The sequence below is a fragment of the Nocardia sp. FBN12 genome (genome assembly GCF_050320175.1).
Lineage (GTDB): Bacteria > Actinomycetota > Actinomycetes > Mycobacteriales > Mycobacteriaceae > Nocardia.
Map to the genome: position 1 here is coordinate 214,042 of NZ_CP190048.1, position 15,901 is coordinate 229,942.

General features: G+C 63.5%; 29 protein-coding genes. 28 read left to right on the forward strand and 1 reads right to left on the reverse strand.

Going from position 1 to position 15,901, the window contains the following annotated elements; all coding sequences use genetic code 11:
* Positions 1-22: 22 nt before the first annotated feature.
* Positions 23-517, reverse strand: coding sequence for a hypothetical protein (locus tag ACQHI0_RS01110; RefSeq protein WP_427906075.1), 495 nt, complete (start codon positions 515-517; stop codon positions 23-25).
* A 159-nt stretch (positions 518-676) separates the two neighbouring features.
* Here ACQHI0_RS01110 and dut point away from each other — a divergent pair, with 159 nt between their 5' ends.
* The 28 genes from dut to ACQHI0_RS01250 all read left to right on the forward strand — a co-directional run bounded on the left by dut (position 677) and on the right by ACQHI0_RS01250 (position 15,884).
* Positions 677-1,135, forward strand: a complete 459-nt coding sequence (dut, locus tag ACQHI0_RS01115) for a dUTP diphosphatase (protein ID WP_427906076.1) — start codon at positions 677-679, stop codon at positions 1,133-1,135.
* A complete protein-coding gene (locus ACQHI0_RS01120) occupies positions 1,132-1,398 on the forward strand; it encodes a hypothetical protein (protein WP_427906077.1) in 267 nt (88 codons plus the stop codon). The genes dut and ACQHI0_RS01120 overlap by 4 nt, the downstream gene beginning before the upstream one ends.
* Positions 1,395-2,399 (forward strand): class 1b ribonucleoside-diphosphate reductase subunit beta, encoded by a 1,005-nt coding sequence (gene nrdF, locus ACQHI0_RS01125; protein ID WP_427906078.1) that lies wholly within the window; start codon positions 1,395-1,397, stop codon positions 2,397-2,399. Before ACQHI0_RS01120 ends, nrdF begins: the two co-directional genes overlap by 4 nt.
* 997 nt (positions 2,400-3,396) lie before the next feature.
* On the forward strand, positions 3,397-4,122 hold the full coding sequence (locus tag ACQHI0_RS01130) for a hypothetical protein (RefSeq protein ID WP_427906079.1): 726 nt from the start codon (positions 3,397-3,399) through the stop codon (positions 4,120-4,122).
* Between the two features lie 623 nt (positions 4,123-4,745).
* A complete protein-coding gene (locus ACQHI0_RS01135; protein WP_427906080.1) occupies positions 4,746-5,210 on the forward strand; it encodes a hypothetical protein in 465 nt (154 codons plus the stop codon).
* A 131-nt stretch (positions 5,211-5,341) separates the two neighbouring features.
* Positions 5,342-5,788 carry a hypothetical protein gene (locus ACQHI0_RS01140; protein WP_427906081.1) on the forward strand — a complete coding sequence of 149 codons (447 nt, stop codon included), beginning with the start codon at positions 5,342-5,344 and terminating at the stop codon, positions 5,786-5,788.
* Between the two features lie 51 nt (positions 5,789-5,839).
* Complete coding sequence (locus ACQHI0_RS01145; protein ID WP_427906082.1) at positions 5,840-6,331, forward strand: hypothetical protein; 492 nt, start codon at positions 5,840-5,842, stop codon at positions 6,329-6,331.
* A gap of 140 nt (positions 6,332-6,471) precedes the next feature.
* A complete protein-coding gene (locus ACQHI0_RS01150) occupies positions 6,472-7,218 on the forward strand; it encodes a hypothetical protein (RefSeq protein WP_427906083.1) in 747 nt (248 codons plus the stop codon).
* 93 nt (positions 7,219-7,311) lie between these two features.
* On the forward strand, positions 7,312-7,647 hold the full coding sequence (locus ACQHI0_RS01155; RefSeq protein ID WP_427906084.1) for a hypothetical protein: 336 nt from the start codon (positions 7,312-7,314) through the stop codon (positions 7,645-7,647).
* Between the two features lie 93 nt (positions 7,648-7,740).
* The gene (locus tag ACQHI0_RS01160) at positions 7,741-7,944 is read left to right on the forward strand and encodes a hypothetical protein (protein ID WP_427906085.1); all 204 of its coding nucleotides are present in this window, start codon (positions 7,741-7,743) and stop codon (positions 7,942-7,944) included.
* The gene (locus ACQHI0_RS01165) at positions 7,941-8,393 is read left to right on the forward strand and encodes a hypothetical protein (protein ID WP_427906086.1); all 453 of its coding nucleotides are present in this window, start codon (positions 7,941-7,943) and stop codon (positions 8,391-8,393) included. The genes ACQHI0_RS01160 and ACQHI0_RS01165 overlap by 4 nt, the downstream gene beginning before the upstream one ends.
* A 63-nt stretch (positions 8,394-8,456) precedes the next feature.
* Positions 8,457-8,885 carry a hypothetical protein gene (locus ACQHI0_RS01170; RefSeq protein WP_427906087.1) on the forward strand — a complete coding sequence of 143 codons (429 nt, stop codon included), beginning with the start codon at positions 8,457-8,459 and terminating at the stop codon, positions 8,883-8,885.
* A gap of 43 nt (positions 8,886-8,928) precedes the next feature.
* The gene (locus tag ACQHI0_RS01175) at positions 8,929-9,267 is read left to right on the forward strand and encodes a hypothetical protein (RefSeq protein ID WP_427906088.1); all 339 of its coding nucleotides are present in this window, start codon (positions 8,929-8,931) and stop codon (positions 9,265-9,267) included.
* 73 nt (positions 9,268-9,340) lie between these two features.
* The gene (locus ACQHI0_RS01180) at positions 9,341-9,550 is read left to right on the forward strand and encodes a hypothetical protein (protein ID WP_427906089.1); all 210 of its coding nucleotides are present in this window, start codon (positions 9,341-9,343) and stop codon (positions 9,548-9,550) included.
* A 44-nt stretch (positions 9,551-9,594) separates the two neighbouring features.
* The gene (locus ACQHI0_RS01185; RefSeq protein WP_427906090.1) at positions 9,595-10,314 is read left to right on the forward strand and encodes a hypothetical protein; all 720 of its coding nucleotides are present in this window, start codon (positions 9,595-9,597) and stop codon (positions 10,312-10,314) included.
* A 25-nt stretch (positions 10,315-10,339) separates the two neighbouring features.
* Complete coding sequence (locus ACQHI0_RS01190; RefSeq protein WP_427906091.1) at positions 10,340-10,813, forward strand: hypothetical protein; 474 nt, start codon at positions 10,340-10,342, stop codon at positions 10,811-10,813.
* 93 nt (positions 10,814-10,906) lie between these two features.
* Positions 10,907-11,188 (forward strand): hypothetical protein, encoded by a 282-nt coding sequence (locus tag ACQHI0_RS01195; protein WP_427906092.1) that lies wholly within the window; start codon positions 10,907-10,909, stop codon positions 11,186-11,188.
* A complete protein-coding gene (locus tag ACQHI0_RS01200; RefSeq protein WP_427906093.1) occupies positions 11,185-11,466 on the forward strand; it encodes a hypothetical protein in 282 nt (93 codons plus the stop codon). The genes ACQHI0_RS01195 and ACQHI0_RS01200 overlap by 4 nt, the downstream gene beginning before the upstream one ends.
* Before the next feature lie 126 nt (positions 11,467-11,592).
* The gene (locus tag ACQHI0_RS01205; protein WP_378766279.1) at positions 11,593-11,745 is read left to right on the forward strand and encodes a hypothetical protein; all 153 of its coding nucleotides are present in this window, start codon (positions 11,593-11,595) and stop codon (positions 11,743-11,745) included.
* Between the two features lie 31 nt (positions 11,746-11,776).
* Positions 11,777-12,079, forward strand: coding sequence for a hypothetical protein (locus tag ACQHI0_RS01210; RefSeq protein ID WP_427906094.1), 303 nt, complete (start codon positions 11,777-11,779; stop codon positions 12,077-12,079).
* On the forward strand, positions 12,076-12,498 hold the full coding sequence (locus tag ACQHI0_RS01215) for a hypothetical protein (RefSeq protein WP_427906095.1): 423 nt from the start codon (positions 12,076-12,078) through the stop codon (positions 12,496-12,498). Before ACQHI0_RS01210 ends, ACQHI0_RS01215 begins: the two co-directional genes overlap by 4 nt.
* Positions 12,499-12,586: 88 nt before the next feature.
* Complete coding sequence (locus ACQHI0_RS01220) at positions 12,587-13,672, forward strand: DUF932 domain-containing protein (RefSeq protein WP_427906096.1); 1,086 nt, start codon at positions 12,587-12,589, stop codon at positions 13,670-13,672.
* A gap of 27 nt (positions 13,673-13,699) precedes the next feature.
* A complete protein-coding gene (locus ACQHI0_RS01225) occupies positions 13,700-14,053 on the forward strand; it encodes a hypothetical protein (RefSeq protein WP_427906097.1) in 354 nt (117 codons plus the stop codon).
* A gap of 100 nt (positions 14,054-14,153) precedes the next feature.
* Complete coding sequence (locus tag ACQHI0_RS01230; protein ID WP_427906098.1) at positions 14,154-14,387, forward strand: hypothetical protein; 234 nt, start codon at positions 14,154-14,156, stop codon at positions 14,385-14,387.
* The gene (locus ACQHI0_RS01235) at positions 14,384-14,674 is read left to right on the forward strand and encodes a hypothetical protein (RefSeq protein ID WP_427906099.1); all 291 of its coding nucleotides are present in this window, start codon (positions 14,384-14,386) and stop codon (positions 14,672-14,674) included. Before ACQHI0_RS01230 ends, ACQHI0_RS01235 begins: the two co-directional genes overlap by 4 nt.
* Positions 14,667-15,113, forward strand: a complete 447-nt coding sequence (locus ACQHI0_RS01240) for a hypothetical protein (RefSeq protein WP_427906100.1) — start codon at positions 14,667-14,669, stop codon at positions 15,111-15,113. The genes ACQHI0_RS01235 and ACQHI0_RS01240 overlap by 8 nt, the downstream gene beginning before the upstream one ends.
* Before the next feature lie 64 nt (positions 15,114-15,177).
* A complete protein-coding gene (locus ACQHI0_RS01245) occupies positions 15,178-15,579 on the forward strand; it encodes a hypothetical protein (RefSeq protein WP_427906101.1) in 402 nt (133 codons plus the stop codon).
* 17 nt (positions 15,580-15,596) lie between these two features.
* On the forward strand, positions 15,597-15,884 hold the full coding sequence (locus ACQHI0_RS01250) for a hypothetical protein (RefSeq protein WP_427906102.1): 288 nt from the start codon (positions 15,597-15,599) through the stop codon (positions 15,882-15,884).
* Positions 15,885-15,901: the final 17 nt, after the last annotated feature.

Here is a 15,901-nt window from a genome sequence, read left to right on the forward strand (position 1 = left end):
GCGCGGGCCTGGACCACCTTGTTTACCGAGGCACGCACCCGCGCGTGAGGCGGGCGACGACGAAGTTCCGACGTGCTTTGGTCGTCATCGTCTCGACGGATGCAGCGGCGCCGATCACGAAGAACATCGCCGAAAGTCCGATAATCGGGCCAAGAACGACCCCAACCAGGCACGCCACGAAAAGTATCAGCAACGGCAGACTTACCGAAAGGATATCGCGGTACACCCGGGCCCATGTCTGCGACCGATCCAATTCCTCGAGCGGGATGTCCTCCTTCAACCCATCTGCGGCCCAACTTTCGTTGCGCCGCTCCAGCAGCAGGACTAGCTTTCGGCGCTCGACATGGATGACCATCGACCACCACCACAGCCCAGCCATGAGCAGAAAAGCCACGCCCGCCTGGAACGAGCCCAGAAAGAGCAGGAGTGCGGCCATGGATGAGGTGACAGCCAGGTAGGCGATCTGGAACGCTGTAGACGAGGAGATGATTCTCGCCGCCAGTCGCAGGTAATGCACGCTGCCACTGTACATCTGGGGTGTGAGGCCGGCGGCGCAGCTGGATCGTCGCACGGCGATGGATCTGGGAACTATCCGGCCGCGACCATCGTGATGAGCAGTGGCCGTGCCGTTTACACTTGCCGTTCCCCGGCGCGAACAGTGACTTAGCCTCGCTTGGTGATCATCCCGCTCCGCATCCCCTACATCCAGCTCGATCCCGAGCTGCCCCGCCCGCGTCGCGCCCACACCGGCGACGCGGGCATCGACCTGCACGGCGTTGACGATGTCCTGCTGGCGCCAGGAGGCCGCGCGCTGATCGGCACCGGCATCGCGATCGCACTGCCACTCGGCACCGTTGGCCTGATCCATCCACGTTCAGGTCTGGCTGCACAGTCTGGCGTCACCGTGCTCAATACGCCGGGCACCGTCGACTCGGGCTACCGCGGCGAGATCAAGGTCTGCCTGATCAACCACGGCGAGGAAACGGTCATGATTAAGCGCGGCAACCGCATCGCGCAGCTGCTCGTCCAGACCGTGGAACTACCTGAACTCGTCGAGGTTGACCAGCTCGACGAGACCATCCGCGGCGCAGACGGATTCGGATCAACAGGCTCCGGCCGGGAGATTGCCGCGTGAACATCACCGAACTGATCGTCCACCTCGACAAGGTCCGCGAGACCTCCGGCGATCTCGAAGTGGAGATCCCCGACGGCGGCTGCGGCTGCTGCGGGTACAGCACCGACGACATCACAGACATTCATCTCGTCAGCTACGGCGACATCCCGCCCCGACTACACCTCACCGACCGGCAACTCGATGACCACCGCCACGGCAAACAGGCCAAGGTGACCTCGGTGCTAACAGGTGCCGACGCGGATCCGCGGGAGTGGGAGCTATGACCACGATCGCTCGCGCCATCAACTGGAACCGCGTCTTCGACGAGAAGGACGCCGAGGTATGGGATCGGCTGACCGGCAACTTCTGGCTGCCCGAGAAGGTCCCGGTGTCCAACGACATCCAATCCTGGACCGCCCTCACTGACGCTGAACGCCAGCTCACCATGCGGGTTTTCACCGGCCTGACGCTGCTTGACACCATCCAAGGCACTGTCGGCGCAGTCTCCCTGATCCAGGACGCGGCCACCCCACATGAGGAGGCGGTGTACACCAACATCGCGTTCATGGAGTCCGTACACGCCAAGAGCTACAGCTCCATCTTCTCGACCCTGTGCTCCACCAAGGAGATCGACGAAGCTTTCCGCTGGTCAGAGGAGAACCGATACCTCCAGCGCAAGGCAGAGATCGTGCTGTCCTACTACGGCGCCGGCACTGACTACGGCCGCGGTGACGAGTGGCTCCAGGACGACCGAACGTTCGTCGCGGCGAAGCGCAAGGCGGCCTCAACGATCCTTGAATCGTTCTTGTTCTACTCCGGCTTCTACCTGCCGATGCACTGGTCATCCCGCGGCCGACTCACCAACACCGCCGACATGATCAGGCTTATCATCCGCGACGAGGCTGTCCACGGCTACTACATCGGATACAAATTCCAACGCGGCCAAGAGAATTGGCCGCAGGCCGATCGAGACATCTTGCGCGACTGGGTAATTGAGCTGCTCCTGGAGCTTTACGACAACGAGCTGGAGTACGCCGGCGAGCTGTACGGTGAGGTCGGCCTGGTCGATGACGTCGCGAAGTTCCTGCGCTACAACGCCAACAAGGCGCTGATGAACCTCGGATACGACGCCCTGTTCCCCAAGGACGACTGCGACGTCAACCCTGCGATCCTGGCAGCCCTGTCGCCGAATGCCGACGAGAACCACGACTTCTTCTCGGGGTCGGGCTCCAGCTACGTCATCGGCAAGGCCGTCGAGACTGAGGACGAAGACTGGGTCTTCTAGGCGGCGGAAGCGCCCCCGGCAGGTGATCGGCCCGCCGGGGCACCCGCTGTCACTGTGACGGTTTGAACGGGCGAGAGATTCTATGCGCCGAAGGGCGCGTCGAACTCGCTCGATCTTCTGCTGGTCGCCCTCCCTCAGTGCTCGGATCATCGCGACGAGCGTGCGTTCGTAGATCTCGCCGGTCATCGCGTCCAGCTCCTCGCGCAGCCACTCCGGGATGTCGACGATGGGCTGGCTATCGAATTCATTGCTCATGCAGAACTTATAGGGAGGCTCGTCGCGAAAACCCCCGCGCCGGCCGAAATGGATGCGATAGACCCCTTGGAACCCGTATGCACCGCGAACAGCAGAGCACTGCGCTGCCCTAGTTGACCTGCGGGGGAGGCCCCCCGGCCCCCCTGCCGCGCCGGTCGCGCCTGCCGCGCCGGTCGGTCGGTCGCGCCGGTCGCGCCTGCCGCGCCGGTCGGTCGGTCGCGCCGGTCGCGCCTGCCGCGCCGGTCGGTCGGTCGCGCCTGCCGCGCCTGCCGCGCCGGTCGCGCCGGTCGGTCGGTCGCGCCTGCCGCGCCGCGTGGCCCGTGCCCCCGTGTGTGCGCATAATTGATACAGCCTCGGCGCAGGGCTCTGACCTGCGGGTTTTCCGCATCCTTGCTGGTCAGGGGGATTTCGGTCCGATTGTCGGGTATTTGTGCAGGTCAGGGCCCATTTTTTCCCCAATTCCCCAGGTCGACCGGCCTGCGACAGCGCCTCGAGTGTGGCGCTGATCACATATTCGGCATTTATGCAGGTCAGGATGTTTTGAGGGTGACCTTACTAAGGGTGGGTTTAGTCGGGTAGTTTCGGCCCAAAAACCCTATCCGACCAGGGCATTTGACAGGTTAGCAAAACGTCGCGTAGCTTTGTCGTTGTTCGGCCAGCGAGGCCGGACAGGCAGGGGGCGACATTCCCCCCGCCGCAACTCTCACCAGTCGGTCACGGGACCGGCGGAAGGTAGGCCGAAGTGTCCGAGACCATGACCGTTGCCGAGTCCGACGTCATCGAAACTGTCGAGGTGGAAACCGTCGACATTGCGGAAACCACCGAAGCGGTGGACACGCCGCCACTTGGCGAAACGATCGGCGGATGCTTTGTCGAGTACGCCGAGACGTTCCGCAAGGTCAACCGCGCCGGTGAGTTGCTGGGCCAGATTGTCGAGTTCAACGACCGGTGGCTAGCTGTTCCTGTCGAGGGCATGGCGACCGACTACGAAACTGATTTGCTCGCTGTCGACGCGTTGATTGCTGCGCAGATGGCAGCGGCGGCGGCCAGCATGATCGCAAAGGGCAAGGGCAAGAACGCGAAGGAACGCGCGTTGTCGCTGGTCACTGTTCACACTCGCCGCTTTTACAAGTTCTCTCGTGAGTTGACCGTCGCCGAGAACGGCTATAAGCGGGCGGTCACGGCGGCGGAAAGGGCGGCGGCGTCTGCAAAGGATAAGCGCGAAAAACTGGCCGTCGCAAAGTCGGGGTTCGTTGCGCAGGACAACACCGACATTGCCGATCGCAAGCACAACCTTGCATGGCAAATCGTGTCGATTCATGAGACCAACCGTGTGGAGGCGGGTAAGCAGCTCGACACCGTGATTGCCCAGCGTTCGCAGGCCGAACGAATCGCGGTCGTCGATCACGCGGCGACTCAAGCGGACGTGGATACGGCGCGGGCCGCTGGCAAGCCTAAGCGCAAGTGACCTAACGGGGTCGATTGCGGGCCGCACACTCGCATCGTGTGAGTGTGCGTCACCGGAGTTACCCGTTAATTCCGCCCGGCATTAGCCAGAGCTACGGCTCAATAGGTGAAGTCGGTTCCGAACGGTGCGACCGAATCGCGCCCACGGTACGGGCCCTGTGATGGGGTGACCTGCCATTCCGCCCAATCGGGCAAACCCAATCTCAACCCAGTAAGACAAACCTCCGCAATTCGTGGGGGCGGCAGGCCGAACGTGATCGGTTACCGACGGATGAGAGGTCGGAAAATCCCGAATCAAAACCCACACTCGCACTTTCGGTTCACGCCGTTCGGATTGTGAGGTGGCGATTCTGCCGGGCTTGTAGGCGCATGTTGTTTGAGAACTCAATAGTGTGTGGGCGAAATTATCCGCCCGGATTCTTTCCCTGTTTCGCGTGCCGTCGACTTGTCCGGCACGTAGGGAATCCGGGCGTGAGCGCGACGTACGGCCGTAGCGGGTAGCGGCGTCGCGAAGGTATCCGAGTAATCCGCTTGTCGGATGAGTGCGAGGGCGGCCGGTGGTGTGAGCGCCGGACCGCCAATCGGACTTATTCGGTCCATTCGACGTGAAATGGAGTAGTTGCAATGAAGGTTTTGGAAACTGTCGCGGGTACAGCATCGTTCGTCACGGTCGATGTGAACAACGTCCAGATGACGGCCGGAGGAATTCGACTGTGGGACCAGTTCGGCACAGCGTACGCATTCGACCGTTCGCGGCTTGCGATGGCGCTGCACGCCATGTACCTGGTGGGCAAACCCACTGTGCTGGCGCTGAATCAAGACGGGAAGATCGTCGGAATCGCCGATGATCCGAACTACGTCGGCACCGGCTGGCTGGTCGACACCGACCGAAAGCGCTTGTGGGTCTGCGGATCTGGCGAGACGACCCGAGACGGTCGCATCACTATGGCGACCGGCCCGAACATGGTGGCCTACGAGGCACCCGAAGGCTCGGCGGTCAATGCCGTGATGTCAGTGGCCCAGCCGGGCAGCCGTATCGACGTGTGGCTACGTCGCGGCACGAACGAAGTCGTCGGCGTCATCTTCTGACCTGCTCTGCGAGCACGAGCAATCGGCACGAGCACACGGCCCCGAGTCCCTGTGCTCCTTCGACTCCTTGCGCTTATTTCCGCGTCAATCGGCCGGGAGTATTTCCCATCCACAACCCAGGAGGTTGTTCTATGTCGACCAACAAGCTGATCAAGGTGGCGAGCGTGATCGCGTTCGGTTCGTTGTTCACTGTGACCGGCGTGAGCCACGCTGATGCACAGCCGCAGTTCACGCAGGATCACCACGTGGTGTGCTTCACGATGGCAATCGGTCCAGGCAAGAGCGGCCCGTCTGCCCGCGCGCCGATCTCGTTCGGGTACAAGGTGAACTGCAACACCGCGCCGACCTCGCGGCATATCGAGTATGTGCTGCACCGCAAGAACCTCGGCACCGGCCGCAACGAGATCCAGGCGTTCGGGCGTACCTACGAGACCACCGCGGTCATGGAGGAGACCTTCTTCTCCGAGTGCTCGGGCGAGACCCTGTATGAGTTCTGGACGGAGGTCAACCACATGGCCGAGCATGGAAACACCGACTCTGATCAGGTGTTCTCTGACCACGTACTGCTCGCCTGCTGACGAATGTCGGTCCCGTCTGCTACACCAATGGCAGGAGAAGGGAGTCACCCAGTGACCACAATCGAGCACCCTGCCGCCATCGCCGCCGAGGCAGCCCTGTCTGAACTGGCGATGCACGCCGAACGCCTCGTCGATCGCGGATCGGCCGTCGTGGTGCAGCTCGGCTCGGCCGAGCACGAGATCATCGTGCTCGTTCCGACGGACGCCGCAGGTTTCGGCGCACCGGTGGGAACAGTCGGCACCTTCCGCCGCCCGATCGTGCGACCCGACCGCACCGCCGAGCACAGTCCGATACAACTGCTGACCAGGAAGCGCGCCACGCTTCCCGGCCAACAGCATTGGTGGGTTATCTCAGCGGTAACCGCCGCCGATGCTATCGGAGTACAGGTCACCTCGAGCCAGGACACCCACGAGGCAGTTCCTGACGCTGAGGGCCGTGTCATCGCGGCCGTGCAGGTGCAGGAGGGTGAGGTGCCGTCGGTGACGGTCACCACCCGCGACGGCGGCACGGTCCGCGTGCCGCCGGACTACCTCGGACGGTAGTCAGACACACAACCCCGAAGGGGCACCGCCGAACAGTGGCGGTGCCCCTTCCTCATTTCACACAGACTCACCCGCCAGGTTGGCGGGTTCATATGGCGCCCAGGGATTCCTGGGCGCCCTTTTTGTGCAAGGAGATCGAGATGACGATGCTGGTTGACCACGCACCTGTCGTCGCGGCCACTGAGGCCGAGCCGACCGTGCGTGATGTGCTGGTCGAAGAATTCGGAATGGACTGGCAGCGTGCGTTGCCGCATGTCTGCGAGGTGGTGATGTGGGCACCGAACCGCAAGGTCGTCGACGACGACGGGGCGGTGCATTGGCTGATGCACGAACGCGAGTTCCTGGCTTTCAGCCATACCGGCGACCGCGACGCAGATGGATTCGTCGACCCGATCGACCGTGGCAACCACGCGCACCTGGTGGACCAGTGGGGCGAATTGGCGCGGTCCTACGGTTGGCTCGACCAGATTGCGGTCGAACTGGATCACGTCGCACCGGCGGATCTACTCGACGTGGTTCGGGCGCTACAGGATTCGGTCATCCTCGACAGCGATGCCTGGTGCCAGGCCGAAGACCAGACCTTGCGTGAGCACTGGGATGACTACGGGCTGGACGATGCCAAGCGGGCATTGCGTGATCGACTCGGCGTGTGGGAGGTCACCGACCACGCGGAGAACGTCCTCACCCAGCTTGTCTGGGGTGGGTGGGTGAACTACGGGCATCGCGACGGCTACCCCGAGTTTCCACGTGATCCGTCGGCGGCGAACTTCGGTGACGTCGAGGTGGCCGACTGGATCGCCGACCGCCTCGGCGTGGTGGTCACGTTGTCTCGGTATGGCCGCAGCGAGGTCGTCGATCTTCGTCGCCGGCTGATCGTGGAGCCATGACCTGACACCGACTCTGTCGCGTCTGCGACTGAATCTCATTCGTGGGACCTGTCTTTCGGCAGGTCCCTTTTTCATGCCCATGAGGAGGGTTTCGTGGAGTTCCGCAAATTGACATCACGCCAGGCCGCAACGCTTCGCCGTGCGTGTGACCAGCTCGGCGTCCGATTCAATCCGGCCGACTACCAGTTCAACGGTGACCCGATGTGCGTGACGTTCACCGCCGTCGGGCAGCTCGGCGGTGCAGTTTCTGGCTACTTCCGCAGCACGCCGATCGTTCAGGTCGACGCCGGGGGCGGGCTGGCCGTGCAGGGCGTGCCGCGCCCGAAGGGGCTGGTCTTCAAAGGATCTCGGCTCATGGCATATCAGGAGCCGGTGAATCTGACCCATGCGGCGAGTTGGCTGCTCCCGGCCGGGTTGGCACGGATCTAAGCGTTGGGCTCGGCTGCCAGGAGCGAGTACTCCTGGCGGCCGTACCGAACTGTCGAGTTCTGTTGTCTCTCTAAGTCTCTGGAGGAATATGCCATGTCCGATTGGATGGATCATGTGATCATCGCGGCGGCCCGACAAGGGTTCGCCGTGTTGCAACGCAAGGACGGCCGGTGGGTCTTGCACCGGCAGGGAATGTATCTGGTGCTGGGCGAAACACCGGAGGGTGTGAAGGCGTTGGCGGAATTCCTCGCGGCGCTGCGTGCGGCGGGAATCGACCTGCGGGGTGAGCGCTCGTGAGCAAGATGAGCCTGGACGAGTACATGGAGTTGCTCGCGGCACGTTCGGCTGAATGGCAGGCCGCGAATCCTCCTCGCGAGGGGGTGAAGCCGAAGCCCTGGGTCGAGCCACTGCTCACGTGGTTCATTCGTGACGGCGATGAGGAACTCGTGGAGTTGCCTGAGACCACACCGCGGCCCAAGCCCAAGCCGCGCTACTACCGCCCGGCGTCGTACTGGCGTGAACGGTGTGAGGCGCTGAGCAAGCAGATGGAAGCACTCGCCGAGCCGATCATCACCGACCGTGCCGCAGCGGGCGGGGTGGCGCTGGGCCCACGTCGTACAGCTCGAGTCCAAGCCCGCGAGGACAGCCGACTCCAGCGCTACACCGCGCTCAAACCCAAGCTCGACCATGCCAAGTCGATGCTGCGCGCCGCCGAGGCCCGCGAAGCCAAACAGGCATCGGCTTGACCATCAGATAGACATCGCCCGGTCACCTCCGATGGCCGGGCCTTTTCGTGAACGGAAGTGATCATGAACAACACGGTGAACGTGAAGTACACCGGCACGCACGGCCTGGCCGATCCCGATCCACTCGACATCGGCCAGGCGTTGCGGGATCTGGTCGAGGACCTCGAGAACACCTATCCGCAGGGCAATTCCGACGCCAGCAAAGCAAGGGCCTGGCTGACCGTAAACGGCTGGATCGTGGTGACGCCGATGGCAGACGGACTGGCCTTCTACGAGTTCCCGCCCGTCCCGCAATTGCAGTCAGCGTCGGTTCGGTTCGACGACATGCCGATGCTGATGTCGCCGGAAGGCCTGATCGACCTGCTCATCTTCACCGCCTTCACCCAGCCGTTCGTCTCGCTGGCAGTGACCCGCGACAGCTCCGGGATTCGCCTTGACCTCCGACCGCAGAAGGAATCGGGCAAGGTCCTGCGTTTCGAGTTCGAGGCCTGACACCATGAGACTCCTACATGGGCTTTCGTGCCATCATGGGCAGATGAGCGACAATGCGTGGCTGGTCGACGTGCAGCTGGTGGAGCTGACGCTGCCCGGCGGCGAGGACGCAATCGAATACGGGCTGATCGCGTTGGCGGATCTGCTCGGCCACACCGCCATCACCTACAACGCCAACACCAGCGTCGCTGTTGTGCCGGTCGTCGTCGACGCACCGACCGGGTCCGTCGCCTCAGCTGCAGCCGAACGCACAGTGGCCGAGGCCGTCTCGGTACTGCGCTGGTCGGTCGGCATCGCCGCAACCCGCACGGTGCTCGTCGAAGACGAACTGCGCGAAGCATTCCCACCCGACGGTGCACCGCCGCAACAAACAACAATATGACCGGCCGCAGGACGGCAAGGCCCCCAGGAACGCACCTGGGGGCCTTTTCTATGCCCATTTCCAGGAGGTACCCGTGCAGCACCGTGTCGTGTTGGCCAGACCGGGGCGCGAGATGCGCACCGGAATCCGCGGCAGCGCCCAACACTGCCTGACCTGGTTACAAGCCCTGGCAGCCCGCCCTGACGGGTTGGCCTCCACGGCAGGTACTCAGGTCCACATTCTTCGACCCGACAGCACCGTGCTGCACGGTGTCCGATTCGAGCTGCGCGCCGAGCAGCAGTAGGAGCACAGATCTATGACCGACCACGTTATCCGGGAGCAGAAACCATGCGAGAGCTGATCGAAACCAGGGAGAACGGCACCCGGATCTATATCGAGCACGACGACAGCTGCGATTCCCCGTACGACAACGGCGACTACATGTACATGTCGGCGGTCATCCACCACGGGCATGGTCGCTATGACCTCTACGAGTCCAAGGACGACGAGATCCCGGTGACCGCCACGAAGGTACGAGAGGCCCTGCACCGCACGGACTACCGAATTGTGGTGCGCTGGCTGGAAGTCGTGTACGGCCTGCGTGTCGACGGGGACGGCGGGTCGGTGCTGTTCTTCACCCGAGGCGACGCCGAGGACCTCTCGAACGATATGGCGATCTTCAACGCCTGGCGTGACGGGGAATGCGGCGGGTGGATCGTTGAAGACCCCGACGAGGTCGAGGTTGAGTCGGTCTGGGGCTTCTACATGACCGACGCGGAGCGGGACTACATGCTCTACGAGGCGCGAATCGCAGCTGACAGGTGGACGCCAGACCCTGCAGCTGCGTACCGGCGCATGAACGAGGCCGCGAAGCTACACCCCGCCGGGGATGGGTATCCGGCGGCGCTGGAGGTCGGCGGCGTGCTGGTTCTCGCCTATGTCGATCAACAAGGAACACTGCGGGTCTCGATCGACCTGGACACCGTCGACTCGGCGATCACCTCGACCCACGAGACGGTGCCGATGCAGATCGCTGTGCAGGGCGAGCAAGTGTTCGCGGCGGCCTAGGACAATGAAACGTCAACTAACAACGATGACCAGGCCCCAGCTCAACGCCCTCACCAGGGTTGACGGCGACGGTGTGCTCGACGAGACAGACCGGCGCGTCCTCAACGGCCTGGCCCGGCGCGGATGGGTGCAGAAGCATCAGCACGTCACGAAGCGGCGGAAGCGGACGTGGTGGACCACTACCGACGCCGGCCGCGCAGCTCTCGAGGTCGCTGTCGTCCCACCTGATCGCATCCCGGTCAAATGGCCTGGGCACTGGGATCGTCGACGCGAAGGCCACAACCGCCACATCCTCGCCGACGGACACATCATCTTCCGGCAGGCCCGCACGACGATGTGGCGAATCACCTGCCCCGCGGCGTATCTCGAAGACAAGCCCCTCGGCATCGTCGAGGAGTTGGGCGAGGCCGTCGCGATCTTGACAACGCATTTGTATGACCAGCAGCGCGCTTGCCGCGACGAGTCAACAAGTTCTGAATCCTGCTGCCCTGCTGGCTAATTCAAGTCAACCACCCCTGCCTACGCCCTGCCGTGATCGTCACGGTGGGGCATTTTTCATGCCCTGCGGGGCCCGTTCTGGAGGTGCTTTCCGATGTACATCGAGCGTGTTTCTCGTCCCGACCAGGTGCAGCGCGAGGTCGCGCTGCACGCAGAGACCGGCGTGCTCGTCGGTGACGGTGTTGCCCGTGCGCTGGCACAGGCGCTGTGGAGCGACGGCGATGCCGCGCTGTTGGCGATGGCTCTGGGCGAATCGTTCGACCCCACCCGCATCGACCTGACCGGGATGGATTTCGCCGCTGACCCGGCGACACTCGCAGCACTGCGGGCGTGGCTGCGGGTAGCGACCAAGCGCGATCAGGTGGTGGCTGTGTGAGGAACCAAGTGGTCGAGTTCGACGCCATCAACCACACCGACCCGTCTATTTCAGGCGGGCGGCTTCGCTGCCAAACCTGGTATCCGGGACCGCTGGAGGACACCGTCTGGGTTCTCGATCCCGACACTGTGGGCCTGCCGAACAAGGGCGCTCGTGTCGTCGACACCCGTCGTCGCCGCGAGATCGCCTGGCCACCGACCGCGGCCAACGAAACGGCGGCGATCGTGCCGCCGCAGCTGGTCACGCGTGAGCCTGCCGCACAGTTCGCACTGTTCTGATTCGCCGAACCAATTTCCCTTCGTTATATCTCGACAGTGTTCGATTTACACCCTGCGTCCCCCTGTTGGAGATGCCGGGTAACTTCACCGAACGATTCGAGACAGTCACCAGCTCTAGGGGATTCAGTGGATGAACTCTATGCCGACTACCTGCGATTTGTGCAGGTAACAGGCAATTTCTTCGTCGGCTGGAAAGGCTGGAGTGGGGATGAAGAATTCCCCTCCTTCGTCACCGACTACCAAAACATGTTCGGGATTTGCGAAGCGCTTTTCGTATAGCCGAAACCGCCCAACAAAAGGAGCAGAAAAAGTGAGCAACCCCGCAACCCTCGAGGCTGTCGACTCCAACTGCCAGACCGCCGTGATAGCTGCCATGAAGGCATACGCAGCCGAACACGGACGGCCCGGCGAGATCGAGATCGAGGGCGAGTTGGCCTGGGACGACAGCGAACTCGCAGACTTCCTGACCTGCACCCTCAAGTACCTCACTCAGCGCCGCGTTGACCTGGGGGAGGTACTCGACAACGTCGAGCGCCACTTCAACGAGGAGGTCGACGCCGACCTCGCGTGCCTGTACCTCATGGCCTGGGTCTACACGGACGTGCGTGAGTGACCTATCGCGACCACAGCTGGTACGTCAGACAGGTCAGCACCCTCGAACAGCAGCTGGCCAACACCCAACGCCAGCACAACGCCGAGATCGCCCGCAGCGCAACGCTGCTCGACTACATCACTGCCGCCGGTCTGATGCTCACCGATCCCGAGATCCGCACCAGGATCGAGTCGAACCTTGTCGGAGAGATCCTGACCGCCAACCAGGCCGACCGGTGCGAGGACTTCCGCACCGACATCGTCAGCCTCACCCACGAGGTCACGCAGGCCCGTAACCGAGGAGTCGACGACACCGCAGTTCTCGAGGCCACCCTCGAGGCGATCAGCAAGGCCGTCGCTTGCTGCAAACGACGCGAGATCCGCGCCGTGGACGCCCGCGCGAAGGCGGCTCAACGCCTGGCGCACCTCATCCCCGAGTAGGGGTCCGAACCCGACTCTGTCCCAACACCTTTCAGCAGGCCCTCCAGCATCGACTGGAGGGTCTCTCAACCATGCAAGGAGCACCCGAATGTCGATGGAAACCTCGCAGTGGCTCAACACCAACACCCTGATCGGCATGACCGCCGAGCGCGGCAAGGCCTGGCACTACCGAGCCGAGGAACAGGGCCAGGAGACCAATCACTACACCGGATTCGTCCCGGTCGCCGACGTCGTGCGACGCCTGTTCGACTGGGATGCCCAGAACACCAAGCTGCGCATCCAAGTCCCCGCCGACAACGACAACTTCACCACCATCGGTGACGACGGCACGCTGATGCGCGAGATCGTCGACCAGACCCGCAACGTGACCTATCACCCGGTCACCGGCCAGATCTTCGGCGTCTACAAGACCGACAGCATCCACCAGTACTCGGAATGGCTGTTGGACAACCTCGCCCACCTCGTCACCGCCGACGGCTTGGCCGTCACCACCGACTCATTGGGCATCGGTTCGGCAGGAGTGCTGCGAGGCGGGGCGCAGGCCTGGGTTCAGCTCGAACCGCACGAGACGTTCAAGACGCCCGAGGGAGTGGCCTATCGCTCCCACATCACCGCCTACTCCTCCCACGACAGCAGCATGGCGACCACCTACGGTCGCGGAAACACGGTCGTAGTCTGCGACAACACCCTGAGCCTGGCCCGCAAGGACATGTCGCGGACCGGCCAGCAGTACAAGGTTCGCCGTTCCGCGAAGTCGATGAGCACCAAGCTCAAGGACGCCCGCCAGGCCCTCAACCTCATCATCGAGTCCTCGGATTCGTTCGCCGAGGAGATCAAGCGACTGTGCGAGATGCCCGTCACTGAGCGCCAGTGGCAGGCATTCCTCGGCGAGATCGCACCCTTCCCCGAGGAAGACGGCCGAGCCAAGACCCTCGCGGAGAACCGTCGCGAGAAGCTGACCAGCCTCTACCGCAACGACAACCGCGTCGCGCCGTGGGCGGGCACCGCGTGGGGCGTTCTCCAGGCCACCAACACCTACGACCACCACGAGGCCAGCAACCGATCCGGCCTCACCCGCGGCGAGCGCAACACCACCCGGGCCATCGACGGCGATCAGGCCAAGTCCGACGAGAAGACCCTGCGCCTGCTCGATCTGGTCCTGTCCAACTCCTGACTCCTCCCACCCGAAAGGAGCCCGGTCATGCCCATCACGACGCGTGAACAGTTGGACCTCGCTCACGGCGTTTCCTGCTGGATCAAACAGAACCCCCATCTCCACGACCAGACCAGCTTCCGGACCGCGACCAAAGACGGTGTGGCGCACTGCATTGCGGGTGTTGTCGTGGCACTCACGCCAGGTACGCGGTTCGACGACTGCAACTGCTGCGCAACCACCGTTGACGGCGCGGTCGATATCAGCGACTTCGCACAGGAGCGGCTCGGTTTGAACTGGGGGGAAGCCTTCGACCTGTTCTTCGAGTACAGCAACGACACGGCTCGCGCATATCTCGATCAGTTGATCGCTGACGGTTCGGCCTATCTGGCAACCGTTTGACCTGTGGGTTTACACCCTCGGTTCCTCGTTTAGTGGCGCCGGGCAGGATTCGCCCGGCGCCACGGAGCCTCCTGAAAACCCCTCCGAGAAAGGACTTCCGATGAGTAGCGACAACCAGGTGCGCTTCCGTGTCCAGTACGACATCAACGGCAAATGGCACACCGCACACGGTGCCGACCTGCCCGCCCTCGACAAGGCGATCATGCGGATCAAAGCAGGTCCGGCCAACCTGCACCGGATCCTGCTGATCATCAGCGCTAAGAGCCCCACGGGTGTGGTGATCTGGCAGGGCAAGCGGCTCGCTCAGCACCTGGGCCAGGTGGTGGACCTGTGAGCGACGAGCTTCGCCACGACCAGGTCATAGACGAGGGCTGGGCAGTCGGCACGACACACCAGGGCGAGCACCTGACCGTGATCGGCAGCCGATACAGCGCATTCCTCGTGTTCCCCACCGCCCAGGCCGCCGAACCGCGCGCCGAGTTCTTCCGCGAACGCTGGAACAACCCCGCCGATGTCCTGGTCCGCCGAGTCCGGCGCGTCGGCTTCTGCGAGTACCTGCTGATCGACACCTCCACCACCGCGCCGGCGGCCGCACGCACCGAAGGAATCGCCCATGTCTGACAGCTTCAAAACCGACTACGAACTCCTCTACGACATCGACAGGTCGATCAAGCTGCACGAGGCCTTGGGCCTGGACGTGTTGCCGCTGCATGCGATTCGAGACGGCGTCGAAGCCGTCGCCGAGGTTGATCACGTGATCGGCGAGGCCCTGGACACGGTGCAGACATCGGGCAGATATGCGGTGGTCGGCGGCCGTGTCCGGATGGCGCTCAGTCGCGCCGGACTCGAGATCGTCGACGTCGACGACACGGTCGAAACGTTCGTCATCGGGAAGTCCGGCGGCATCAAGATCTCAGTCCCCAAGTCCGCGACTTGCGAACTGGCCGAAGACATCCGGGACATGGCCCATCGGCCCGGCATCGACGCCCAAATCCTCGTCGAGCGCGTCCGACCGCTGAGGGCCATCACCGCACGGGACGACAACGAGCCCCCGTTCTGACACCGCCATGAGGCAACCGTCAGCCCGTCCGACAGCCAAACATCGCACCAGACAGGGAAACCCGATGAACTACGCCTCCAAGAAGGCCACGATCGCCGAGATCCTGAGCCTGCTCGAACCGGCCAACACACACCAGGGCCCGTCAACACCCGAGCAGCACGCCGAAGCGCTGCGGCTCGACCCCAGCCAGCTCGACCCCAACGAGGTCATCGCCTGGCTCGACGGACTTCTCACCGATACCGACGGCGAAGCGACCGTGCAGGTCAGCCGCGCCCAGCTGATCCTCTTCGCCGCCCTCGCGCAAAAGGCCGCGCACCACGACAACGTGCTCGACGCCATCGAACGCGTCCTCGACGAGATCAGCAAAGCCCTGACCGGCAGCGAGACCCCCGAGATTCGCCCCGGCGACCTGCCCGAAATCGTCGGCCAGGTGGTCGCGGCCTTCGCCGCGCTCGTCTCGAAGTAGCTCAACGACAGGAGGTGATGACCATGATCGAGGTGACGTTGACCGAGACGGTCAACTACCACTCCAGATACACCCGCGAAGAGGTCGTGTACCTGCTCACCGCACACGGGCAACCCGCGCCTTACCAACGGTTCCCGGACGCAGTGCTGGCCAACACATTCCGCGATCTGCTCAACGACGGCGTATTCGCGCTGACCGACCTGGTCAACACCCGCGGCGAGTCCCAGTCCGAGGTGATCTCCACCGACTACGCGATCACCGGCGGCCTGATGTCGCTCGCGGCTGGAGGTCACGCCGATGGCTGAACGATGGATCGCCTCCG